The sequence below is a fragment of the Streptosporangium fragile genome, assembly GCF_039534445.1.
GTDB lineage: Bacteria > Actinomycetota > Actinomycetes > Streptosporangiales > Streptosporangiaceae > Streptosporangium > Streptosporangium fragile.
In genome coordinates, this window is sequence record NZ_BAAAVI010000064.1 from 1 (window position 1) to 22292 (window position 22292).

Sequence of the window (22292 nt, forward strand, 5' to 3'; positions counted from 1 at the left end):
CGGCGTCCTTGCAGGCACGGGCGACACGGACGGCGATCTCCCCGCGGTTGGCGATGAGCACCTTGCGCAGCGTGTGCGGATTGGTCACTGAAGCCCTCCAAGCTTCCACCTTGATTCACGCCAGCCGCCGGTGAGGGGCGGGCGGAGCGCGTGGCGGTACGCGCCCCAGCCACGGCGGCGGCCGGGTACGGGGGTGGGAACGGCGGCGCCCGCCGTTCGGACGGTGAGCGCCGCGACGAGCGCGGCCAGCTCCTCGGGTGAGGGAGCGCCTTTGATCACCCGGAGGGCCGGTGCCGCGCCACCCACGGCGGGTCCCACCTCTTCCGCGGCCGGTCCGGTCGCGCTCACAGCGGGATGTTCCCGTGCTTCTTGGGCGGCAGCGCCTCGCGCTTGTCGCGGAGCAGCCGCAGGGCGCGGGCGACCTCCCGCCGGGTCTCGCGCGGCGGGATCACCGCGTCGACGTAGCCGCGTTCGGCCGCCTGGTAGGGGTTGGCCAGCGTGTCCTCGTACTCCGCGACCAGCTTGGCCCGCAGGCTCTCCGGGTCGTCGGAGGCGGCCAGCTCCTTGCGGTAGAGGATGTTGACCGCCCCCTGGGCGCCCATCACCGCGATCTGCGCGGTGGGCCAGGCGATGTTGTAGTCCGCGCCGAGGTGTTTCGACCCCATGACGTCGTAGGCGCCGCCGTAGGCCTTGCGGGTGATCACGGTGATGAGCGGCACGGTGGCCTCGGCGTAGGCGTACAGGAGCTTGGCGCCGCGGCGGATGATGCCGTTCCATTCCTGGTCCGTGCCGGGCAGGAAGCCGGGGACGTCGACCAGCGTGAGCACCGGGATGTTGAAGGCGTCGCAGGTGCGCACGAACCGCGCGGCCTTCTCCGAGGCGTCGATGTCGAGGATGCCGGCGAGCTGCATCGGCTGGTTGGCGACCACGCCGACCGCGCGCCCCTCCACCCGCCCGAAGCCCACGATGACGTTGGGCGCGAACAGCGCCTGCACCTCCAGGAACTCGGCGTCGTCGAGGACGGACTCGATGACGACGCGCATGTCGTAGGGCCGGCTCGACGAGTCGGGGATGAGGGTGTCGAGCGCCCGGTCGGCGTCGCCGGGTTCGAGGTCGCCCTCCTCCCCGTCCGCCGGGGGATCCTCCAGGTTGTTCTGCGGGAGGTAGGAGAGCAGGGCCCGGACGTAGTCGAGCGCGTCGTCCTCGCTGTGCGCCAGGTAGTGGGCGTTGCCGCTCCTGGTGTTGTGGGTGCGGGCGCCGCCCAGTTCCTCGAAGGTGACGTCCTCGCCGGTGACCGTCTTGATGACCTCCGGGCCGGTGACGAACATGTGCGAGGAGCCGTCGACCATGACGGTGAAGTCCGTGAGGGCCGGCGAGTAGACGTGGCCACCCGCGCAGGCGCCCATGACCAGCGAGATCTGCGGGATCACCCCGGAGGCGTGCACGTTCCGGCGGAAGATCTCGCCGTACAGGCCCAGCGAGACCACGCCCTCCTGGATGCGGGCCCCGGCGCCCTCGTTGATGCCGATGATCGGCGATCCGGTCTTGAGGGCGAGGTCCATGACCTTGCAGATCTTCTCGCCGTAGACCTCCCCGAGGCTGCCGCCGAAGACGGTGAAGTCCTGGGCGAAGACGCACACTCTCCGGCCGTCGATCGTGCCGTGTCCGGTGATCACGCCGTCGCCGGGGACGCGGTTCCTCTCCAGGCCGAACGCCGTGCTGCGGTGCACGGCCAGCGCGTCCAGCTCGACGAACGAGCCGTCGTCCAGCAGCCGCTCGATGCGTTCGCGGGCGCTGAGCCGGCCCCTGGCGTGCTGCTTGTCGGCCGCCCGCGCCGCCGCGGCCCGTACGGCGTCGCCGATGCGATGTTCGAGCCGGGCGAGCTTGTCCGCCGTGCTGTGCGGAACCATTGACCACCGCCTTTGAGACTGGGTATCGCCTGAACGATACTCAGTATCAAAACGTCGGACAAGCCTGGAGTCTGGGAGAATGACCCGATGGCCAGACCGCCCATCAGCCAGCGCCTCGCCGCGGCGGCGATAGCGCTTTTCAACGAGAACGGCTACGACGAGACGACCGTCGACGACATCGCGGCCAGAGCGGGCACGAGCCGCAGCACCTTCTTCCGGTACTACCGGTCCAAGGAGGACGTGATCTTCCCCGACCACGACGCGCTGCTCGCGAAGGTGGAGGCACGCCTCACGGCGTCGACCGCCGACACGGCCATCGTCGCCGTGTGCGACGCGGTCCGCCTCGTGCTGACGCACTACGTGGAGGACGCCGAGGTGTCGCTGCGGCGGTACCGCCTGGTCGGGAAGGTCCCCGCGCTGCGCGACCGTGAGATCGTCAGCGTCGCCCGTTACCAGCGGCTGTTCCGGGAGTTCATCGCGGGCTGGCTCTCCGACTCGCCCGACGCGGCCCTGCGCGCCGAACTCATGGCCTCCTCGGTCGTGGCGGCGCACAACCAGGTCCTGCGGGGCTGGCTGCGGGCGGGCGGCCGGCACGACCCCTTCGGCCCCCTGGACCACGCGCTCCAGTACGTCATCACGACGTTCCGCCACCTGGAGAGGCCGCAGGACCGCGCCGAGGACGCCGGTCAGGTCGTCGTCGCGACCTTCAGCCGCGCGGCGTCGCCGGAGGCCGTCATGGACGCCGTCCGGGCGCACCTCGCCACGGCCGGCCACACCGGTCCCCGGGGGCGCCGGCACGAATGACCGGGGCCGCCCCCGGTCACGGCGGCGCCGTACGCCCGCCCGCGGAGGCGACCCCGCGGGCGCGGTACGGCTACAGGCGTTCGATGATCGTGACGTTGGCCTGACCGCCACCCTCGCACATGGTCTGCAGGCCGTACCTGCCGCCGGTGCGCTCCAGCTCGTGCAGGAGCGTCGTCATGAGCCGGGCGCCGGTGGCGCCGAGCGGGTGACCGAGCGCGATCGCGCCGCCGTTGGGGTTGACCCGCGCCGGGTCGGCTCCCGTCTCCTTCAGCCAGGCCAGCACGACCGAGGCGAACGCCTCGTTGATCTCCACCACGTCGATCTCGCCGATCGCCATGCCGGCCTTCTTCAGCGCGTAGGCGGTGGCGGGGATGGGTGCGGACAGCATCCGGATGGGGTCCTCGCCGCGCGCCGACAGGTGGTGGACGCGGGCCCGGGGCCGCAGGCCGTGCGCCCGCACCGCCGCCTCGGAGGCGACCAGGAGGGCCGCCGCGCCGTCGGAGATCTGCGACGACACCGCCGCGGTCAGCCGCCCACCGTCCTGGAGGGCCTTCAGCCCGGCCATCTTCTCCGGCGAGGTGTCGCGGCGCGGCCCCTCGTCCGCCGAGACCCCCGCCAGGGGGGCGATCTCGCGCTCGAACCGGCCCTCGTCGATCGCCCGGATCGCCCGCCGGTGGGACTCGTAGGCGAAGACCTCCATGTCCGCGCGGGAGATGTCCCACTGCTGGGCGATCATCTCCGCGCCGCGGAACTGGGACACCTCCTGCCCGCCGTAGCGGGCGTTCCAGCCGCGCGAGCCCGCGTACGGTCCCTCGGTGAGGCCGAGCGGCTCGACGGCGCCGCGCGAGGCGTAGGCGATGGGGATCTGCGACATGTTCTGCACGCCGCCCGCCACCACGAGATCGGCGGTGCCGGACAGCACCGCCTGCGCCGCGAAGTGCAGCGCCTGCTGGGAGGAGCCGCACTGCCGGTCGACGGTGACGCCCGGCACCTCCTCGGGCAGTCCGGCGGCCAGCCAGCAGGTGCGCGCGATGTCACCGGCCTGCGGGCCGACCGCGTCCACGCACCCGAAGATCACGTCTTCCACCGCCGCCGGGTCGACCCCGGAGCGCGCCATCAGCTCGGTCAGCGCGTGCGCGCCCAGGTCGGCCGGGTGCACCCCGGACAGGCCGCCGCCGCGCCTGCCCACGGGGGTGCGCACCGCCTCGACGATGTAGGCCTCGGCCATCGGAACGGCCATCGGAACTCCTTAGGTCGACAGGATCCCTTCCAGGATCATCACGAGGTACTGCCTGGCGATCTCGTCCGCGGAGAGCGGGCCGTCGCTCCGGTACCAGCTCGCGGCCACCCAGACGGTGTCGCGGATGAACCGGTAGATCAGGCCGGTGTCGAGGTCCGCGCGGAACGCGCCGTCCAGGACGCCGCGGTCCAGGACCGAGAGCCACATCTCCCGGAACCGCCGCTGGGAGTCGAGCAGGTACGAGAAACGCGGATTTGTCACGAGATGCTTTGACTCGTTCTGATAAATCACAACTGCTGGGCGATACTGATCGATTGTCCGGAACGACTCGGTGATCAGTGCCTGGAAGGTCTCCCGCGCGCCGAGGCCGGAGCCGAGCACCCGGTCGTAGGCCGCCCACATGTCAGTGAGGAACGTCGACAGGATCTCGTCGATCATCGACTCCTTGGAGTCGAAGTGGTAGTAAAGGCTGCCGCCGAGCATGCCCGCCGCGTCGGCCACCTCCCGGACCGTGGTGGCGGCGTACCCGCGTGAGGCGAAGATCTCCGCCGCGGTGGCGAGCAGCTCGGCCCGCCGCTCGGCCCGCGCGGCGGCGGTGCCTTCGGAGTCTCGGCGCCGTGGACTCATCGAACGTACGACCTCTCAGGGGTGCTGGCTGGAGACGGAGACGACCTCCCCGGTCATGTAGGAGGAGTAGTCGCTCGCGAGGAAGACGATAACGTTGGCGACCTCCCACGGCTCCGCGTACCGGCCGAGCGCCTCCTTCGCGGTGAGTTCCGCCAGCAGTTCCTCAGTGGTCACCTTGGCCAGGTGCGGGTGCATGGCCAGCGAGGGCGAGACCGCGTTGACCCGCACGCCGTACGGCGCCGCCTCGATCGCGGCGCACCGGGTCAGCGCCATGACGCCCGCCTTGGCCGCCGCGTAGTGAGCCTGGCCCTCCTGCGCCCGCCAGCCGATCACCGAGGCGTTGTTCACGATCACGCCGCGCCCCCTCGGCTGCATCCGGGCCAGCGCGGCCCGGGTGCAGCGCATGGTGCCGTTCAGCGTCACGTCCAGCACCCGGCCCCACTGCTCGTCGGTCATCTCGACGAGCCTGGCCGTACCGCCGAGGCCCGCGTTGTTGACCGCCACGTCGACCGGCCCGAAGCGCTCCTCGGCGACCGCGAACAGGTTCCGGACCTGCTCCTCCGAGGTCACGTCGCACGGCACCGCCGTCACCGCGCCGGCCCCGAACTCCTTCTCCAGCGTTGCCAGGCTCTCCGCGAGCCGCCGCCCGTGGGCATCGCTGATCACCACGCGGGCGCCCTCCTCCAGCATGCGGCGGGCGCAGGCGCCGCCGATGCCGGTGCCGGCGGCGTCGGTCACCACCGCCACCCGGTCGCATAACAGGCCGTGGCCCGGAACATAGGACGGCTTCACGCCCGTACCTCCGCTTCCTCGCGGGCCACCGGCGGGCCCGGCCCGGCGGGCCGGCCCCTCGCCGGACCCCGCATGGTTTACTCTACCAAACAGTTGTTAGAAAAAATGTGGGGACCCGATGGAGGCGGCCGCTGATGGATCTTGACCTGTCGCCCGCGGAACCGTTCCGCGCCGAGGTGCGGGAGTGGCTGCGCGCCAACGTCCCCGCCGCTCCCCTGCCCTCGCTGGAGACCGAGGAAGGCTTCGCCGCCCATCGGGCGTGGGAGCGGCGCCTGGCGGAAGCCCGGCTCTCCGTCGTCTCCTGGCCCGCCCGGTACGGCGGCCGGGACGCCACCCCGCTGGAGTGGCTGGTCTTCGAGGAGGAGTACTACGCCGCGGGGGCACCCGGCCGGGTCAGCCAGAACGGCGTCAACCTGCTGGCGCCGACCCTGTTCCGGCACGGCACCCCCGAACAGCTCGACCGCGTCCTGCCGCGGATGGCCTCCGGCGAGGTGATCTGGGCGCAGGCCTGGTCCGAGCCCGGCGCCGGCAGCGACCTGGCCGCGCTGCGCGCCACCGCCACCCGCGTCGACGGCGGCTGGCTGCTGAACGGCCAGAAGACGTGGAGCTCGCGCGCCGCCTTCGCCGACCGGGGTTTCGGCCCGTTCCGCTCCGATCTCGCGGCCGGGCGGCACCGCGGCCTGACCTACCTGATGTTCCCGCTGGACGCCGAGGGGGTCACCCGGCGCCCGATCGGCCGCATCGACGGCAAGCCCGCCTTCGCCGAGCTCTTCTTCGACGACGTGTTCGTGCCCGACCGCGACGTCATCGGCACGCCGGGCGAGGGCTGGCGGGTCGCGATGAGCACCACGGGCAACGAGCGCGGGCTCACGCTGCGCAGCCCCGGCCGTTTCCTGGCCGCCGCCGACCGGCTGGTGGCCCTCTGGCACGAGCGCGCCGACCCCGCCGACACCGCGCTGCGCGACCGGGTGGCCGACGCGTGGATCAAGGCCCGCGCCTACCGGCTGAAGGGTTTCGAGACCATCTCCCGCGCCGAGGACGTCGGCGCCGAGTCCAGCGTCAACAAGGTCTTCTGGTCCGAGCTCGATCTGGCGCTGCACGAGACCGCGCTCGACCTGCTGGGCCCGGAGGGCGAGCTCGACGGCGACTGGCTGGAGGGCTACGTCTTCTCCCTCGCCGGCCCGATCTACGCCGGCACCAACGAGATCCAGCGGAACGTGATCGCCGAACGCGTGCTCGGGCTTCCCAGAGCGGCGAGGTGACGAGTGGGCGCGGTGGACGTGACATGGTGGGGACGCCCGGGAGGCAGCGGTGAAGTTCGTCCTTGACGCCGAGCAGCGGATGTTCGGCGAGGCCCTGCACAAACTGCTGGCCGAGGCGGGCACCCCGGCCGTGGTCCGCGCCTGGGCGGCCGGGTCGCCGGCCCCCGGCCGGGCCCTGTGGCGCTCGCTCGCCGACGCCGGGGTCTTCGCGCTGGCCGTGCCCGAGTCGGCGGGCGGCGTGGGGCCGCTCCCGGTCGAGCTGGTGACCGCGTTCCACGAGATCGGCAGGCACGCGGCGCCCGGACCGATCGTCGAGACGGTCGCCGCCGCGACGTTGCTCGGCCGGCTCGGTGACGAGGCGCCCGCCGCGACGTGGCTGCCGGGGATCGCCGCGGGCGAGGCCGTCGTCTCGCTCGCACTGCCCCCGGCCGTGCCGTACGCCTTGGACGCGGACGTCGCCGACGTCGTCCTGGCGGTGGACGGCGAGGAGGTGCGCGGCGCGGCCGCGGGCCCGGTCCGGGCCTCGCTGGACCCGGCCCGCCGGCTGTTCCCGGTCGTCCCGGGCGCCGTGCTGGCCGCCGGACCGGCGGTGCGCGCGGCGGCGCTGGAGGCGTACGACATGGGTGTGCTGGTCTGCGCCGCCCAGCTGGTCGGGGTGGGACGGCGGCTCCTGGAGGTCACGGTCGAGTACGCCGTGACGCGCCGGCAGTTCGGGCGGCCGATCGGCGAGTTCCAGGCGGTCAGGCACCACCTCGCGAACGTGCTCGTCGGCCTGGAGTACGCCCGCCCGCTGGTCCACGGGGCGGCGCTGGCCGCCGGCTCTCCGGAGTTCGCGCGCGACGTGTCCGCCGCCAAGGTCGCGGCCGGGGAGGCCGCCTACGCGGCGGCCAGGGTCGCCCTGCAGGTGCACGGCGCCATCGGCTACACCGACGAGTACGACCCGAGCCTGTGGATCCGCAAGGCCCGCGCCCTGTACACGGCCTGGGGCTCGCCCGCCGAGCACCGCGCCCGCGTGATGGCCGCGCTGGCGCGGGGCTGACCCGCCGGCGGGCCACCGCCGACCGGACGGGGCCGGAGCGTGCCCGGCCGGTGTGATCGGGCCGCGCCGCTCCGGACGGGACGGCCGCGCCGGGCCGGACGAGGACGGCCGTACCCGGTCAGGCCCGGTCGCCCGGTCAGGTCGGGTCCGGCCGGGCGCGGTCGGCCAGGTTCGCCCCGAGGCCGCGCAGGACGTCGGCGGCCCGGGTGACGACGGTGTCGATCAGTTCCTCGCAGGAGGGCAGGTCGTCGATGAGCGCGACCGCCTGCCCGGAGGCCATCACCCCGAGGTCCGGCCGGCCGTCCACCATCGCCGCCTTGAGGAGCATGGGCGTGTTGGCCGCCATGAGGATCTGGGACCAGGTGAGCTCCTTGCCGTGCCGCATGGCCAGCCCGTCGCGGATCATGGCCGGCCAGGACATGCCCGAGACGCGGCGGAACCCGGCGGCGTTGCGCACGGCGCGGGCCAGCCTGGACAGGCCGCCCGTCCGCTCCAGCGCGTCGACCAGCGGGGTGCGCAGCACCCGGTGCGGCATGCCGTCCACCTGGCGGGTGACCACGGTCTCCGACATGCCGAGGTAGAGCCGTTTGACCGCGTCGGGGACCGGGCTGTCGGAGGTGAGCAGGAACCGGGTGCCCATGGCCACCCCGGCCGCGCCGTACGCCAGCGCCGCGGCCAGGCCCCGCCCGTCGAAGAACCCCCCGGCGGCGATCACCGGGATGCCGACGGCGTCGACGACCTGGGGGAGCAGCAGCGTGGTGGCGACGGCCCCGGTGTGGCCGCCGCCCTCGCCGCCCTGGACCAGCACCGCGTCGGCGCCCCACGCCGCGACCTTCTCCGCGTGGCGCCGGGCGCCGACCGACGGGATCACCACGGCTCCGGCGTCCTTCAGCCGGGCGATCAACTCCTGGCGGGGGGCCAGGGCGAACGAGGCGACCCGTACCCGGTTCCTGATCATCAGGTCGACGCGGTCGGCCGCGTCCGCGGCGTCCGCGCGCAGGTTGACCCCGAAGGGCGCGTCGGTGCGCGAGCGGACCTCCTCGAGGGCGGCGGCCAGCTGATCGAGGGTCATGGTGGCGGAGGCGAGGATGCCCAGCCCGCCGGCGTTCGCCACCGCGGCGACCAGCCGGGGGCCCGCCACCCAGCCCATGCCGGTCTGCACGACCGGGTGGCGGACCCCGGCGAGCCGGGTCAGCGGCGTGTCCAGCACCTGCTCGATCACGTCCGGACCTCCCTGTCCCGCAGGGATCCGGGGTCGAGCACCTCGCGGATCAGCCGCAGTTCCTCGTCCGACGGCGGCCGGGTCTCCGGCACGTCGCCGTCGGTCGCGAGCTCGAAACCGGTGGCGGCCACGACCTGCTCGACGTCGACGCCGGGGTGGACCGAGACCAGCCGCATCGCCCCGTCCGGCGTGCCGAAGTCGAACACGGCCAGGTCGGTCACGACCCGGCGCAGGTCGTGGAACCGGGACGCCCGCGCCCCCAGTCCCGCCGCCCGGCCGGTGCCGACGCCGCTGACCACGTCCACCTCCGGCACGAACACGCGGGTGGACTGCCGGGGGATCCAGTAGCTGGTCGGGTTGCAGACCGTGTTGCCGGGGGCGCCGCGCACGCCCAGCAGCTGCGACGCCGGCCGCGCCCAGTCGCCGATGGCGGAGATGTTGGTGTTGCCGTACCTGTCGATCTGCGAGGCGCCCATCATCACGTGCCGCCGGCCGTTCTGCACCAGCCACAGGTGGTCGCGGAACGGCAGCCAGCCTTCGACCGGGCCGGCGGGCGCGCCGAGCGGCACCGGCTCGACGGTGAGCAGCGCGCCGCCGTCGGTGGTCAGCAGGCCCGGCTCGAAGGTGAGCCGGGCCAGCCGGGCGCCCAGGACGGAGCAGGTGCCCATCGCCGCGGCCAGGATCTCGCCGTCCCCGCGCCACGCCTCGGCGCAGGCCACCACGCAGGTCTCCGCGCGGGTCGCGCTCATCGTGCCTCCTCCTCGTGCCAGCGCCGCACCGCCTCCCGGTAGGCGGCCTCGCCCCCGGCCAGGAACCGGTCCGCGAACGCCGCCCACGTCTCGGGGTGGGCCGCCGCGCTCGCGTAGTGCCGCTGGAACGCCTCGTCGCGGCCGCGGTCCGGACCGCAGTCGGTGAAGTGGCCGCCGTCCGGCGTCTCCACCACCCCGGTGACGTGCATGCGGCTGATCAGCAGGGTCTGCGGCGGGCCGTCCAGCTTGCCGGGGTCCACCAGGCGCTCACAGCTCACGTAGCAGCGGGCGGCGGCCTTGGCGAACAGGTCGTCCAGGTACGGGTCGGGGCCGAGGTACCGGCCGTTGCCCCGGGTGTCGGCCCGGTCCATGTGCACCAGCGCGGCGTCGAGCGTCAGCGCGGGCACGGCGACCAGTTCCTCCTCGTCGTCGTAGGGCGAGCGGACCGTGCGCAGTCCGGGGTTGACCCGCATGACGTCGGAGCCCAGCCCCGCCCGGGTCGGCAGGAACGGCAGCCGGTGCGCCGCGGCGAGCAGGCCGAACATGAACATGCCCTCGTCGTACTCGGTGAACTCGATCGACCCGCGCTGCCGGGCGGCCCGGAAGTGCGGTTCGAGGGGGACCGAGTCGAGCGTCACGAACGGGGCGACGACCCTGCGCACCTTCCCCGCGGCGCACAGCAGGCCCACGTCGGCCCCGCCGTACGACACGATCGTCAGATCCGTCAGGGAGGAGCGGTAGATCGCCCGGACCAGGGCCATCGGCTTGCGCCGTGAGCCCCAGCCGCCGATCCCGATCGTCATGCCGCTCTCCAGCGACCCGACGACCTCCTCGATCGACATGACCTTGTTCACGGCGCCCCCTCGGAGACGAAGGCGTCGCGGTGCCGGTCGCCGGCGCCCATGAGGTTGAGCTCGAAGGTGAAGCCCTGCTCGAAGCGGTAGCTGCGCCGGACGTCGACCGGGTCGATGCCGTTCAGCGCCTCCTTGGCCCGGCGGATGACGTAGGGGTCCTTGCCGGCGATCTGGGCGGCGACCGCGAGGGCGGCGGCGGGAAGCCGGTCGCGGGGCACCACCTCCAGCACCGAGCCGAAGGCGTGCAGTTCGGCGGCGGTGACGGTACGGCATGTGTAGACCATCGCCCGCATCAGGTGCTGCGGGACCAGCCGGGCCAGGTGCGTGGCCGCGCCGAGCGCGCCCCGGTCGACCTCGGGAAGGCCGAAGTAGGCGTCCTCGGCGGCCACCACGATGTCGGCGTTGCCCACCAGGCCGACGCCGCCGCCGAGGCAGAACCCGTGCACGGCGGCGATCACCGGCACCTCGCACTCGTACACCGCCGCGAACGCCTCGGAGCAGCCCCGGTTGGCGCCGACCAGCGCCTCGAACCCGGAGGTGGCCTGCATCTCCTTGATGTCCACCCCGGCGTTGAAGCCCCGGCCCTCCGCGCGCAGCACCACGGCGCGGGTCTCCCGGTCGCGCCCGGCCGCTCGCACGGCGTCGGCCAGGTCGAACCAGCCCTGCACGGGCAGCGCGTTGACCGGGGGGACGTCCATGACGATCTCGGCGACGCCGTCCCCGTGGTTCCTGGTGGAGATTCCCATGAGTCACCTTTCCACCAAACATTTGTTAGAAAGTACGGTAGCAGAGGGAGCCGAACCACCAGCGAGGAGAGCCGAGAATGAACATGACGGCGGACTTCCACGGCCGGGCGGTGCTGGTCACCGGGGGGACCAAGGGCATCGGGTTCGTGATCGCGGAGAGGTTCCTGGCCGCGGGTGCCGAGGTGGTCGTCGGCGGGCGTGCCGAACCCCGCGTCCTGCCGAGCGCCGGCGGCAGGACGGCCCGCTTCGTCCCGGCGGACATCCGGGACGCCGCGGCCGCGGCCGGGCTGGTGGAGAGCGCGGCCGGCCATCTCGGCCGGCTCGACGTGCTCGTCAACAACGCCGGCGGATCACCGGCGGCGGACGCGGCGACCGTCTCCCCGCGGTTCGTGGAGAAGGTCGTCGGCCTGAACCTGCTCGCGCCGTTCTACGTGGCGCAGCCGGCCAACCAGGTCATGCAGGGGCAGGAGACCGGCGGCTCGATCATCAACATCGGCAGCGTCTCCGCCCACGACCCGCAGCCCGGGACCGCGGCCTACTCCGCCGCCAAGGCGGGGCTGCTGGTGCTCACCCGGGCGCTGGCGCTCGAATGGTCTCCCAGGGTGCGGGTCAACCACATCACCACCGGCCTTGTCCGGACCGAGGCTGCGTCCTCCGTGTACGGCGAGGACGGGGGCGCCGCGGTGGCCGGGCTGATCCCGATGGGACGGATGGCGGTGCCCGCCGACGTGGCGAACGCCTGCCTCTACCTGGCCGGCGACCTCGCCTCCTACGTCACCGGCGCGGACATCGCCGTCCACGGCGGGGGGGAGATCCCGGCCCGCTACGTCGTGACGCGGAGGTGAGCCCGCTCCCCCGGCCCGCGGCACCGGCCGGGACGGGAGGGGGGTGCGCGGCGCGCGGATCGGGCGGGGGCGTCACGCGAAGGGGACGATGTGGTCGCCGGCGTCCACGTTGTGGCCGTCGAACTCGGCGAGCGCCTCCGGCAGGGTGTCGCGCACCTGCAGCACCGCGCCCAGGCCCGTGATCGCCAGGGTGCGGCGCAGCGACGGCGGCGGGGCGACCAGCACCAGGCGCACGCCCCGGCTCAGGCACCCCCGGGAAACAGCGATCATCGTGCCCAGGCCCATCGAGTCGCAGAACGTCATCGGGGCCAGGTCCAGCAGCAGGCACCCGCCGGACAGGAAGTCCCACAGGTGCTCGACCATGGTGGTCAGCACCGGCGCGCTGTTCCAGTCGAGCTCGCCGCGCACGTGCACCACCGCCCACCTGCCGGGCTCGCCCAGGTCGACGGTGAAGGCCAGATCGTCGGACCGCGCAGCCATCCATTCCTCCTCCGGCACGGCCTGCCCCGCCGGCCTGCACGCTCCATTATGAGAACGTTCCATGGGGGGAACAACGTGGAAGGCCGGCGTGCCATGGCGAAGACGCCGGCCGTCAGCGGCGTTCCCTGCGGCGCAGGCCGTGGATCCGTTCACAGAACGGACGCGAAAGGCTGGAATCTTCTTCATCTTTTATGGCAATAAATCCCGCCCCATCCACTACTTTGTGATCACCGATTGACGCACCGAGGGTGGGATGGACATGAAAGACGTGCCGCTGGGGATCGATCCGGCGATTCCGAGCGTCGCCCGGATCTACGACTATCTTCTCGGCGGCAAGGACAACTTCGCCTCCGACCGGGCGGCGGCGGAGAAACTCATCGAGCTCACGCCCAACGTCAAGGACGGGGTCAGGGCCAACCGGCGCTTCCTCCGCCGGGCCGTGCGCTTCCTGGCCTCCACGGGGATCCGCCAGTTCCTCGACATCGGCGCGGGACTGCCCACGCAGGAGAACGTGCACCAGGTGGCGTTGGGGGTGGCTCCCGAGTCCCGCGTCGTCTACGTCGACAACGACCCCATCGTGCTCGCCCACGGGCGCGCGCTGCTGGCGGACAACGGGCAGACCATCGTGGTCAACGGCGACCTGCGGGAGCCCGAGGCCATCCTCGACGACCCGGAGGTCAGCGGGCACATCGACTTCAAGCAGCCGGTGGGCCTGCTCCTGCTGGCCGTCCTGCACTTCATCCCCGAGGACGACACCGCCGAGCGGATCGTCACGACCCTGCGCGACCGGCTCGCCCCGGGCAGCGGCCTGGTGATCAGCCACCTCTCCTTCGGCGACCTGGACGAGGAGAAGATACGCGAGGGCCGGGAGCTCTACACCCGGACCTCCGCGGGCTCGGCGACCCCCCGGTCCCACGCGCAGATCCTGCGTTTCTTCGACGGGTTCGAGATCGTGGAGCCCGGTCTGGTGTCCACCGAGGACTGGCGCCCGGAACCGGACCAGCCCCGGCTCCCCGAGCTGCCCGGTGTGGAGGGTTACAGCGGGGTCGGGCTGCTGCGCTGACGGCGGCGGCCCGGCCGGGCCGCCGGTCCCGTCCGGGAGGCGGCCCGCCGGGGACGCCCGCACGGCCCCGGCCCTCATCGGCCGGGGGCCGGGCCGCCCGGAGGGTCGCGCCCGGCCGGGCAGCCCGGTCGGCGGTCCCCGGTCAGCGGTGTCCGGCCGCACCCTCCGGAGGGGCCACGACCAGGGGGCAGGCGGCGTGGTGGAGCAGGGAGTGACTCACCGACCCCAGGATCAGCCCGGACAGCTCACCGCGCCCGCGCGAGCCCACGACCAGCAGCTCGGCCTGGGCCGAGGCGTCCTTCAGCACCTGGACCGGGTGCCCGCGCTCGACCTGCTCGGTGACCTTGACGTCCGGGTGGCGCTCGCCCCAGCCGGCCAGGGCCTCGGCCAGCAGGCGCCGCTCCGTCTCGGCCTTCTCCCGCGCGGCCTGCTCGGGGAAGGGCTCGCCCCCCATGACGGGTCCGTCCCAGGTGTGGATCGCCCGCAGGCCGGTGCCGCGCAGCGACGCCTCGGCGAAGGCGAATCCGACGGCGGCCGCGCCGGCCGGGGAGCCGTCGACCCCGACGACCACCTCGCCGCCCGGCCGGACGGGCAGGTCGCGGATCACGGCCACCGGGCAGGCAGCGTGCCCGGACACGCCCAGCGCGACCGAGCCGACCAGCATGCCCCGGAAACCGCCCGTCCCATGGCTCCCGACCACCAGCAGCTCGGCCTCCCGGGCGGCCCCGATCAGGGTGTCACGGGGATCACCGGGCAGCAGCCGCGTCTCCACGTCGACCCGGGGGCCCTCCCGGCGGGCCCGCTCCAGCGCGTCCGCCAGCATGGACTCCGCTCCCTCGCGCATCCACCGGGCCACGTAGGCGTAGCGGGCGTCCTCGGGCGTCTCCAGGGGCCAGGCCGGCATGGCGTGCACCACGCGCAGCGCGGTGCCGCGCAGCCCCGCCTCCCGCACCGCCCAGCTCACGGCCGCCAGACCGGCCTGCGAACCGTCAACTCCGACTACGATCATGCTGTCCTCCAGGTGTTCATGTCTTCATCAGATCGTCCGGCGGGCCGGTGGGCACACCGATAAAGGTCCCATACCCGCGGGACTTCCGGTCATCGTGGCGCGGGGACCTTCCCGGGGGCGGGGCCGCGGTCGCCGGGGCGGCGGGCGAGGTCGCAGAGGAACGGCGTGAGCACGGCCGCGGTCAGGGCCATCGCCCATCCGGCCGCGGGCAGCGGCACCAGGGCCAGCGGGGCGCCGAGCGGCGGCACGAGGGTGACGAGCGTCTGGAGCAGGGCGGTGGCGGCGACCGCGACGAGGAGCGTGCGACCGTGCCACCAGCCCCGTTCGAAGGTCCACCGGCGGGCCCGCACGACGTAGGCGAGCGTCAGCCGGGCCAGGACCAGCGCGAGAACCGCCTGGGTGCGGACCTGCTCCTCGCTCCAGCCCATCCTCCGGGCGGCCTCCACGGCGGCGATCACGAGCAGGCCGACGATCAGCGACCGCACCGCGACCCGGCCGAGCACGGCGCCCGAGAGCAGGCCGTCCCGCCGCGGCCGGAGCGCCAGCGGATCTCCCGCGGGCCGGTCGACGCCGAGCGCGATGGCGGGGATGCCATCGAGCACCAGGTTGATCCAGAGCAGGTGGACGGGGAGCAGCGGGATGATCATATCCGGCCAGAGGACGAGGCCGGCGAGGACCAGGAAGATCTCCGCCAGGTTCCCGGTCAGCAGATAGCCGATCATCGAGGCGACGTTGTGGTGGAGGCGCCGTCCCTCACGGATCCCGGTGACGATGGTGCCGAGCTCGCCGTTGGTGACGACGACGGCGGCCGCCTCGCGGGCGACGTCGGTCCCCTCCTCGCCTGCCATCGCCACGCCGACGTCCGCGTGGCGGAGCGCGGGCGCGTCGTTGACGCCGTCACCGGTCATGGTGACCACCTCGCCGTGCTCGCGCAGCGTGCGGACCAGGTCGAGCTTGGTGGCCGGGTCCACGCGGGCCAGCACGCTCGCCTCGCGCAACTGCACCGCCCTGCCGTCCCCGTCGCCGTCGAGGGACGCGCCGGTGACCACGGGGCCGGGCTCGATGCCGACCTCCTCGGCCACGGCCCGGGCGGTGTCGCCGTGGTCTCCGGTGACCATCATGACCCGGATGCCGGCCGCCCGGCAGTCGGCGACCGCCTGCAGCGCCGACGGCCTGACCTCGTCGCGGAGCCCCACCAGGCCGAGCGGGCGCAGGCTCCCGGCGTCCAGGTCCGCGGTGTCCTTCTCGGCCAGCGCGAGCACGCGCAGCCCCCGCCGGGCGAGGTCGCCCACGGCGTCGGCCAGCCGTCGCCTCTCCGCGTCGGCCTCGCACCGGGCCAGCACGACCTCCGGCGCCCCCTTCACGGTGAGGAGCGGCCCCTCCGTCACCACGGCCATGGACCGGGTCTCGGCGTCGAAGGGCCTGCCGGCCAGGCGCGCCTCGCCGGCGCCGAGCCGTACGCCGTTCCGCTCGGCCGCCGCGCGTAACGCCACGTCCACGGCGTCGCCGAGCCCGTCGCGGGCGTCGTTGCAGCGCAACGCCGCCCGCCACAGGTCCGCGCCGGGGACCGCGACCTGGTCGACGACGGTGAGCCGCCCGGTGGTCAGCGTCCCGGTCTTGTCGGAGGCGATGACGGTGGTGGCGCCGAGGGCCTCGATCGCCGAGAGCCGGCGGACGATCACGCCCAGCTTGGCCATCCGCTGGGAGCCCAGGGCCAGGGCGGTGGTGACCGCGGCGGCGAGGCTCTCCGGGACGGCGGCGATGGCCAGCGCGACCCCGGCCAGCACGATGTCGAGCAGCGCGACCTCTCCCCGGGCGACCCGGGTCAGGCCCATCAGGACCATGACGGCCCCGGCGACCAGCGCGAGCAGGCCGATCCGCCGGGACGCCTGGGCCAGGTCCGCCTCCAGCGGCCCCTTCGTCCGTCCTTCCAGGGCGCCGGCGATGCGGCCCATCTCGGTCGCGGCACCGGTCCGCTCCACCCGGGCCGTCCCCGAACCGCGGACGACGAGGGTGCCGGAGAACAGCTCCCCGTCGCGGTCACCGAGCGGCGTACCGGGTCCGGCCGCGCCGCCGGCCCGCTTCTCGGCCGACTGCGACTCCCCCGTCAGCACGGCCTCGTCGACGGCCAGGGCGCTCGCCTGGAGCAGGCGGGCGTCGGCGGGCACCCGGTCACCGGCCGCGACCTCGATCACGTCGCCGGGGACGATTTCGGCGGCCGGGACGCGCCGGGTGACGCCGTCGCGCCGGACCTTGGCCATGGGCGCGGTGAGCGAGCGCAGCGCGCGGACCGCCTGGTCGGCCTTGACCTCCTGGCTGACGCCGATGACGACGTTCACCAGCAGGATGGCCAGGATCGCCACGCCCTCGGGCACCTCGGCCAGGATCACCAGCGTCACGAACCCGGCGATCAGCAACAGGATCGAGAGCGGGTCGGCCAGCTGCCGCGCCGCGCGGGCGAGCAGGGTGGGCGGCCTGGACCGCGGCAGTTCGTTGGGCCCGTGCCCCTCCAGCAGCCGGGCGGCCTCGACCTCACTCAGCCCCGGCATGACGTGCGCGTCGGTGTGCATACGCCCAGCAGATCATCGTGACGGCGGCCGGATCGCGAGGCGAAGGCCATCGGGATCAGGGACCTTCGGCCCGCGCGGCCCGCGCCCGGCCCGGACGGCCTTGCCCAGCGTGTCGGCGACGACGGCGGGAACGGCCAGGGCGGCCGGCAGCCACCCGGCGGGCGGGGAAGGGTACCGGCCCGGCGGCCGCCCAGAGCATCAGCGCGAAAAGTCGCCGCCGGGAGGGACGTCCGGCTCCTCCGTCCCCCCGGGCCCGGAGACGTGTGGCGAGCTCACGGGCCGGCTCCGTCAGCGTTCCTCCAGCATCTCGTCGACCGGCCGCCGGACCCCCTCGCTCCGGTCGAACGTCACGCCCAAGCGCATGATCATCTGGGGGTACTCCTCGGAGCACACCTCCTGCCGCAGGAACTCCCGCAGGTGGAACATCTCCAGCGCCTGGGTGTGGAAGGCCGCGCTGACGCCGTACGCGGAGGCGTGCAGCAGGACGCGCTGCAGCGCCTGACCGGCCGTGATCCAGTCCCGGCGGGAGTCCGTCACCGTGGTCAGGACCGTCACGAGGCCGGTGGAGGCGGAGAAGAACTGGTCGGCGCCGCTGCCCCACGGGTGGCCGTGCGCGTAGTCGCGCTGGGCGAAGTGCGGGTGGGTGCGCCGGGGCTCGCGCGGGTAGCCCTGCGCCGGGACCCCGTCCCCGCGGTGGCTCCCCGGCGGCTGGGCCCAGCGGACCACCTCCAGGGTGAGCAGCCGGTCCTGGGACTGCACGTCCTGGGCGGCGCAGGTGAGCGCGGCGAGCACCCGGACGGCGGCCGCGGAGCGGACGGGCGTCAGCCGCGCCCCCTCGGCGCTCGCCTGCGCGACGAGTTCCTCGACGAGGCGGTCGGGCACCGGCAGGTCGGTGAACCCGGCCCGGTGGGTGCGGCGGTGCTCGATCTCCGCGTACAGCAGCCCGGTGTGCTCGTCGGCGACGATGGCGGGCCCCATCCGCACCGTCGCCAGCAGGGCGGCGCGGTCGGGGTCGGGCAGGACACGCACCTGCGGTTCGTAGCCCAGTTTGCGCAACGCGAGCCGCAGGTTGAACAGGGCCGCGCCGCAGCTGATCAGGAGCTCCCGGCCCGCCGCGTCGCCGATCCGCAGCTTCCGCTCACTGTCGGCGCGCAGCGCGATCTCGTCGCCGTCGACGACGAAGGACCAGGGCTGGGTGTTGTGCACCGACGGTGCCCATCTGGCGGCCTGCACCGCCGTGCGGATCGCCGCGGCGATCTCCGGGGTCGTGCGGGCGCTCATGGCTCCACCTCCGTCACGGACGTCACAGATAGAGGGGCGGGATATGGACAAGGTCGTCGGACCGGTACGTCAGGTGGTTCTCGACGCCGAGGACGCCGTCGACCCCGCGGACCGCCGCGGCCAGGTGCAGGCTCTGCGAGTGGAGACCCACCCGGCCGGTCAGGGTGAGCATGCCCGCCTCGATGCCGATGGTCACCTCTCCCCGCTCGATGTGGAGGCGGTCGCAGATCTCGGCGATCTCGCGGTCGATCTCCTCGGCGGGACGGGTGAAGACCTTGAGCAGGTCGCTCTGGTGGACGGTTCCGGTGATGCGTCCGGTGATCGCGTCGACCACGGGCAGTTGCTTGACCCGGTGCCGGTGCATCAGCCGGGCCGCGTCCCGGACGGAGGTGTCCTTCGTGACGGTGATCGCCGGGGCGGTCATGATCTCCCCCGCGGTGATGCCCGAGGCCCTCCTGTGGTCCTCCCGCTTCCTGCGGCCGGCGAAGACGACGCCCGCGTGCTCGTGGAGGCCGGCCTCCTTGAGCAGCAGGTCGTCCTCGGAGACCACCCCGATGGGGCGGTTCTCGACGTCGATGACGGTGACCGCGCCGACCTTGAAGCGTCGCAGGGCGTCGACGACCTCGGTGAACGACGTCTCCGGCCGGACCGCGACCGCCGTGGCGCCCATGACATCCTTGACCTTCATGATGGACCTCCTCATTACGAGGATCCCCGGGCGGTGCCGAGGACGTCAGCGGCGAAAGTCCCGGATGGGGAGGGCCCATGGTCTGCTCCGCGCGAGCACTCCGGCGGGGCCCCGGTCACGACCGGACCACCGCCGCGCGGCGGTGGTCCGGCGTCGCCTCTCCTACGTCCGGTACGTCTGGGGGAGCACCGGGACCAGGCGGAACATCCCCGTCATCAGCTCCGGTGGTTTCTCCTGCCCGGCGACCTGGCCCGCCACCGCGCGGATCACGTCGGTGGCGGTGACCATCCCCACCAGCCTGCCCGACTCCCCCAGCACCGGGATCGCGTCCACTCCGGCGCCGAGCATGGCGGCCGCGGCCTCGGCGAGGGACGCGTCGAGCCCGGTGTGCGGGCAGCGGTGGTCGCCCAGCAGCGCGTCGACCCGCACACGCGCCTGGTCGAACGGGCCCCCGGCCCAGCGGGCGGTGACGTCCTCGCGGGTGAGGACGCCCCGCAGGCGGCCGTGGCCGTCCACGACCGGCAGGTGGTGGACGTCCGCGCGGCGCATGATCTCCCAGGCCAGCAGCGGGGACTCGTCCGGCGCGACGGCGACGAGCGTCCGGCTCATCACCTGCGCCACGGTGAGTTCGCGCACGTCCGTCATGTCTTTCTCTCCGGCACGCGCGTCCATCACGCCTCCTCCCCGGCCCGCACCACGGCGACGGGGCAGTGGGCGTGGTGCAGGACCCCGTGGCTGGTCGAGCCCAGCACGGCCGAGCCGAGCCGGCCCAGCCCCCGGGAGCCGACGACGACCAGGTCGGCGTCGGCCGAGGCCTCGCAGATGACCGCGGCGGGATGCCCGCAGACCACGGTCTCCTCGACCTTGACCGCGGGGAATCTCTCCCGCCAGGGGGCGAGCGCCTCGACGGCGACGTGCCGCTCCGCCTCGAAGACGTCCTCGGTGAGCGGCGGGTAGGCGGGGGCGTACGGGCCCATGACGGGCATCTGCCAGGTGTGGACGGCGTGCAGCCGGGCGCCGCGCCGGGCGGCCTCCCCGAAGGCGTACGCCAGCGCCGCCGTCGAATGGGCCGAGCCGTCGAACCCGACGACGACCTCGCCGCGCACCCCCTCCCGCGCACCGCGCACCACCACCACCGGCACGGCCACATGCCCGGCCAGCGCCAGCGACACCGACCCGAGCAGCAGCCCGGTGAACCCGCCCAGCCCCCGGCTGCCCACCACGACCTGCACGGCGTCCGCGGCCTCCCGGCGCAGGACCTCGGCCGGGCGGCCCTCCTCCAGCGCGCTCTCCACCGCCACGCCCGGGGCCCGCCCGCGCGCCAGCTCGACCGCGCCGTCCAGCACCTCCCGGCAGTGCTCCGACAGCGAGTCGCGAAACCCCGGCGGGGTCTGCAGCGGAATGTCATAGGCCCCCGCCTCACACGCGTGGACGATCCGCAGCGCGCACCCGCGCCGCGCGGCGTCCTCGGCGGCCCACTCGACCGCCTGCCGCGCCGACGGCGAGCCGTCCGCCCCCACCACCACATGCGCTGTCATCTCGACCTCCTCGGTTTCTCCCTCCATCCGACCGCGCGCCGGCGTGCTTCGCAGCGGCCGAAAGACCCGATCGCCGGGGACTTCGGGCCCTCGGCCACGCCTGCCCCGGAGAAACACCGGCAGACGCGGTGAATACCGGCAGACGACGGGAACACGGACAGGCCTGGGGAACGCCGGCGGAAAGGAGGCCCGCGCCGGGGACCAGGAAACGTGGCGTGGGTCTTTGGCCCGCCGTCATGGGACCAAAGACCCTGCTGCCGGCGGGTGCCGCCGCAAAAAGCTGGGGACTCCGCGGCGAACGCGTTCCACAGGAGGGATCAGCACACGATGACCGTTGGACAGGCCATTCCGACAACGGCCCGAGGCGGCCGGACGACCGCGCTGGTGCTCGCGACGACGGCGTTCGCGGTGAACTTCTGGGCCTGGGCGCTGCTGAGCCCGCTGGGCCCGGTCTACAAGGAGCTGCTCGGGCTGAGCCCGCTGGAGGTGTCGATCCTGGTGGCCGTGCCGGTCATCGTCGGGTCTCTCGGGCGGATCGTGCTCGGCGGCCTGACCGACCGCTACGGCGGCCGCGCGGTGTTCGCCGCGGCGAGCCTGCTGGGCGTGGTCCCCGTGGTGTTCCTCGCCTTCGCCGGGAACTACCCGGCGCTGCTGGCCGGCGGGTTCCTGCTGGGCATGACCGGCGCGACCTTCGCCATCGGCATCCCGTACGTGAACGCCTGGTTCCCGCCGGAGCGTCGCGGCCTGGCGCTGGGCATCTTCGGCATGGGCAACATCGGCACCGCGGTCTCCGGTTTCGCCACCCCCTGGCTGGCGGCCGAGTTCGGGCAGCGGACGCCGTTCTTCACGGTCGCCGCCGCCCTCGTCCTGGTCGGCCTGGCCTTCCTCGTGGCGGGCCGCGACGCGCCGGGCGCCGGAAGGTCCACCGAGCCGTTCCTGGTCCGGTTCCGCGCCGCGGCGCGGCTGCGGATCACCCGGGAACTGGCGGCGATGTACGCCCTGACCTTCGGCGGGTTCGTCGCCTTCGGCGTCTACCTGCCGCTGTATCTCAAGGCCGTCTACGGCCTGACCACCGCCGACGCGGCGGCCCGGGCCGCCGGGTTCGTGCTGCTGGCCACGCTCACCCGCCCGGTCGGCGGCTGGCTGGCCGACCGCGTGGGGGGCCGGCCGGTGCTGAGCGGGGCGTTGGCGGCCGTGTGCGTGTGCGCGGTCGTCGTGGCCTTCGCCCCGGTGATGCCGCTGGCGACGGTCGGCTTCCTGACCATGGCCGCCGCGCTCGGCCTGGGCAACGGCGCGGTGTTCGCACTGCTGGGGCGGGCGGTGCCCGCGCAGGCGGTGGGCAGCGCGACCGGGGTGGTCGGCGCGGCCGGTGGTCTCGGCGGGTTCCTGCCGCCGATCGTGATGGGGCTGATCTACCAGGCCACCGGCTCCTACGCCATCGGGCTGATGTTGCTGGCCGCGGTCGCCTCGGCCGCGTTCGTCTACTGCTGGTTCGTCCTGCGGGTGGGCGAGGAGTCCTGACCGGGAACGCACGGGAGACATGAGGTTTGTCGTAGAAATGAGAGAAACGCAT

At 73.7% G+C, this 22292-nt stretch carries 23 protein-coding genes; 6 read left to right on the plus strand and 17 right to left on the minus strand.

The window, feature by feature from the left end:
- The 3 genes from ABD841_RS40955 to ABD841_RS31550 form a co-directional block, all read right to left on the minus strand.
- Nucleotides 1–70, minus strand: a 70-nt coding sequence (locus tag ABD841_RS40955; RefSeq protein ID WP_425582074.1) for a biotin carboxylase N-terminal domain-containing protein, incomplete at its 3' end; no start/stop codon positions are given.
- A gap of 14 nt (nucleotides 71–84) precedes the next feature.
- Nucleotides 85–348 carry an acyl-CoA carboxylase subunit epsilon gene (locus ABD841_RS31545; RefSeq protein ID WP_344979406.1) on the minus strand — a complete coding sequence of 88 codons (264 nt, stop codon included), beginning with the start codon at nucleotides 346–348 and terminating at the stop codon, nucleotides 85–87.
- A complete protein-coding gene (locus ABD841_RS31550) occupies nucleotides 345–1910 on the minus strand; it encodes an acyl-CoA carboxylase subunit beta (RefSeq protein ID WP_344979408.1) in 1566 nt (521 codons plus the stop codon). Before ABD841_RS31550 ends, ABD841_RS31545 begins: the two co-directional genes overlap by 4 nt.
- Before the next feature lie 87 nt (nucleotides 1911–1997).
- On the opposite strand from ABD841_RS31550, the gene ABD841_RS31555 reads away from it, so the two are divergent.
- On the plus strand, nucleotides 1998–2714 hold the full coding sequence (locus ABD841_RS31555) for a TetR family transcriptional regulator (RefSeq protein WP_344979410.1): 717 nt from the start codon (nucleotides 1998–2000) through the stop codon (nucleotides 2712–2714).
- 70 nt (nucleotides 2715–2784) lie between these two features.
- Here ABD841_RS31555 and ABD841_RS31560 read toward each other — a convergent pair whose 3' ends face one another.
- From ABD841_RS31560 to ABD841_RS31570, 3 genes are read right to left on the minus strand one after another with little or no spacing between them, the layout of a single operon-like run.
- Nucleotides 2785–3942 carry an acetyl-CoA C-acetyltransferase gene (locus tag ABD841_RS31560; RefSeq protein WP_344979497.1) on the minus strand — a complete coding sequence of 386 codons (1158 nt, stop codon included), beginning with the start codon at nucleotides 3940–3942 and terminating at the stop codon, nucleotides 2785–2787.
- A 21-nt stretch (nucleotides 3943–3963) separates the two neighbouring features.
- A complete protein-coding gene (locus ABD841_RS31565; protein ID WP_344979412.1) occupies nucleotides 3964–4581 on the minus strand; it encodes a TetR/AcrR family transcriptional regulator in 618 nt (205 codons plus the stop codon).
- 15 nt (nucleotides 4582–4596) lie between these two features.
- A complete protein-coding gene (locus tag ABD841_RS31570) occupies nucleotides 4597–5373 on the minus strand; it encodes an SDR family oxidoreductase (protein WP_344979414.1) in 777 nt (258 codons plus the stop codon).
- 134 nt (nucleotides 5374–5507) lie between these two features.
- On the opposite strand from ABD841_RS31570, the gene ABD841_RS31575 reads away from it, so the two are divergent.
- Both ABD841_RS31575 and ABD841_RS31580 read left to right on the plus strand, forming a co-directional pair.
- A complete protein-coding gene (locus ABD841_RS31575) occupies nucleotides 5508–6635 on the plus strand; it encodes an acyl-CoA dehydrogenase family protein (RefSeq protein WP_344979416.1) in 1128 nt (375 codons plus the stop codon).
- Nucleotides 6636–6684: 49 nt separating this feature from the next.
- Nucleotides 6685–7674 (plus strand): acyl-CoA dehydrogenase family protein, encoded by a 990-nt coding sequence (locus ABD841_RS31580; RefSeq protein WP_344979418.1) that lies wholly within the window; start codon nucleotides 6685–6687, stop codon nucleotides 7672–7674.
- Nucleotides 7675–7810: 136 nt separating this feature from the next.
- On the opposite strand, the gene ABD841_RS31585 is transcribed toward ABD841_RS31580, so the two are convergent.
- The 4 genes from ABD841_RS31585 to ABD841_RS31600 are packed head-to-tail and all read right to left on the minus strand — an operon-like array spanning nucleotide 7811 to nucleotide 11245.
- Nucleotides 7811–8893 (minus strand): NAD(P)H-dependent flavin oxidoreductase, encoded by a 1083-nt coding sequence (locus ABD841_RS31585; protein WP_344979498.1) that lies wholly within the window; start codon nucleotides 8891–8893, stop codon nucleotides 7811–7813.
- Nucleotides 8893–9645: a CoA-transferase subunit beta gene (locus ABD841_RS31590; protein ID WP_344979421.1), complete on the minus strand. Its 753-nt coding sequence runs from the start codon at nucleotides 9643–9645 to the stop codon at nucleotides 8893–8895. Before ABD841_RS31590 ends, ABD841_RS31585 begins: the two co-directional genes overlap by 1 nt.
- A complete protein-coding gene (locus ABD841_RS31595; RefSeq protein WP_344979500.1) occupies nucleotides 9642–10487 on the minus strand; it encodes a CoA transferase subunit A in 846 nt (281 codons plus the stop codon). The genes ABD841_RS31590 and ABD841_RS31595 overlap by 4 nt, the downstream gene beginning before the upstream one ends.
- A gap of 8 nt (nucleotides 10488–10495) precedes the next feature.
- Nucleotides 10496–11245 carry an enoyl-CoA hydratase family protein gene (locus ABD841_RS31600; protein WP_344979423.1) on the minus strand — a complete coding sequence of 250 codons (750 nt, stop codon included), beginning with the start codon at nucleotides 11243–11245 and terminating at the stop codon, nucleotides 10496–10498.
- Between the two features lie 77 nt (nucleotides 11246–11322).
- On the opposite strand from ABD841_RS31600, the gene ABD841_RS31605 reads away from it, so the two are divergent.
- The gene (locus ABD841_RS31605) at nucleotides 11323–12090 is read left to right on the plus strand and encodes an SDR family oxidoreductase (RefSeq protein ID WP_344979425.1); all 768 of its coding nucleotides are present in this window, start codon (nucleotides 11323–11325) and stop codon (nucleotides 12088–12090) included.
- 72 nt (nucleotides 12091–12162) lie between these two features.
- On the opposite strand, the gene ABD841_RS31610 is transcribed toward ABD841_RS31605, so the two are convergent.
- Entirely contained in the window at nucleotides 12163–12570 is a 408-nt protein-coding gene (locus tag ABD841_RS31610) for an STAS domain-containing protein (protein ID WP_344979427.1), read from the minus strand.
- 253 nt (nucleotides 12571–12823) lie between these two features.
- On the opposite strand from ABD841_RS31610, the gene ABD841_RS31615 reads away from it, so the two are divergent.
- Nucleotides 12824–13633 carry an SAM-dependent methyltransferase gene (locus ABD841_RS31615; protein WP_344979429.1) on the plus strand — a complete coding sequence of 270 codons (810 nt, stop codon included), beginning with the start codon at nucleotides 12824–12826 and terminating at the stop codon, nucleotides 13631–13633.
- 142 nt (nucleotides 13634–13775) lie between these two features.
- Here the strand turns inward: ABD841_RS31615 and ABD841_RS31620 are convergent, their stop codons facing one another.
- From ABD841_RS31620 to ABD841_RS31645, 6 genes are all read right to left on the minus strand, one after another.
- The gene (locus ABD841_RS31620) at nucleotides 13776–14642 is read right to left on the minus strand and encodes a universal stress protein (RefSeq protein WP_344979431.1); all 867 of its coding nucleotides are present in this window, start codon (nucleotides 14640–14642) and stop codon (nucleotides 13776–13778) included.
- Nucleotides 14643–14731: 89 nt separating this feature from the next.
- Nucleotides 14732–17212: a cation-translocating P-type ATPase gene (locus ABD841_RS31625; protein ID WP_344979433.1), complete on the minus strand. Its 2481-nt coding sequence runs from the start codon at nucleotides 17210–17212 to the stop codon at nucleotides 14732–14734.
- A gap of 288 nt (nucleotides 17213–17500) precedes the next feature.
- Nucleotides 17501–18493, minus strand: coding sequence for an Acg family FMN-binding oxidoreductase (locus tag ABD841_RS31630; RefSeq protein WP_344979435.1), 993 nt, complete (start codon nucleotides 18491–18493; stop codon nucleotides 17501–17503).
- 22 nt (nucleotides 18494–18515) lie between these two features.
- Nucleotides 18516–19181, minus strand: a complete 666-nt coding sequence (locus tag ABD841_RS31635; RefSeq protein ID WP_344979437.1) for a CBS domain-containing protein — start codon at nucleotides 19179–19181, stop codon at nucleotides 18516–18518.
- 162 nt (nucleotides 19182–19343) lie between these two features.
- A complete protein-coding gene (locus tag ABD841_RS31640) occupies nucleotides 19344–19853 on the minus strand; it encodes a CBS domain-containing protein (protein ID WP_344979439.1) in 510 nt (169 codons plus the stop codon).
- The gene (locus tag ABD841_RS31645; RefSeq protein WP_344979442.1) at nucleotides 19853–20719 is read right to left on the minus strand and encodes a universal stress protein; all 867 of its coding nucleotides are present in this window, start codon (nucleotides 20717–20719) and stop codon (nucleotides 19853–19855) included. The genes ABD841_RS31640 and ABD841_RS31645 overlap by 1 nt, the downstream gene beginning before the upstream one ends.
- Nucleotides 20720–21046: 327 nt before the next feature.
- Between ABD841_RS31645 and ABD841_RS31650 the strand changes: the two genes are divergently transcribed.
- Nucleotides 21047–22240, plus strand: a complete 1194-nt coding sequence (locus tag ABD841_RS31650; RefSeq protein ID WP_344979444.1) for an MFS transporter — start codon at nucleotides 21047–21049, stop codon at nucleotides 22238–22240.
- Nucleotides 22241–22292: the final 52 nt, after the last annotated feature.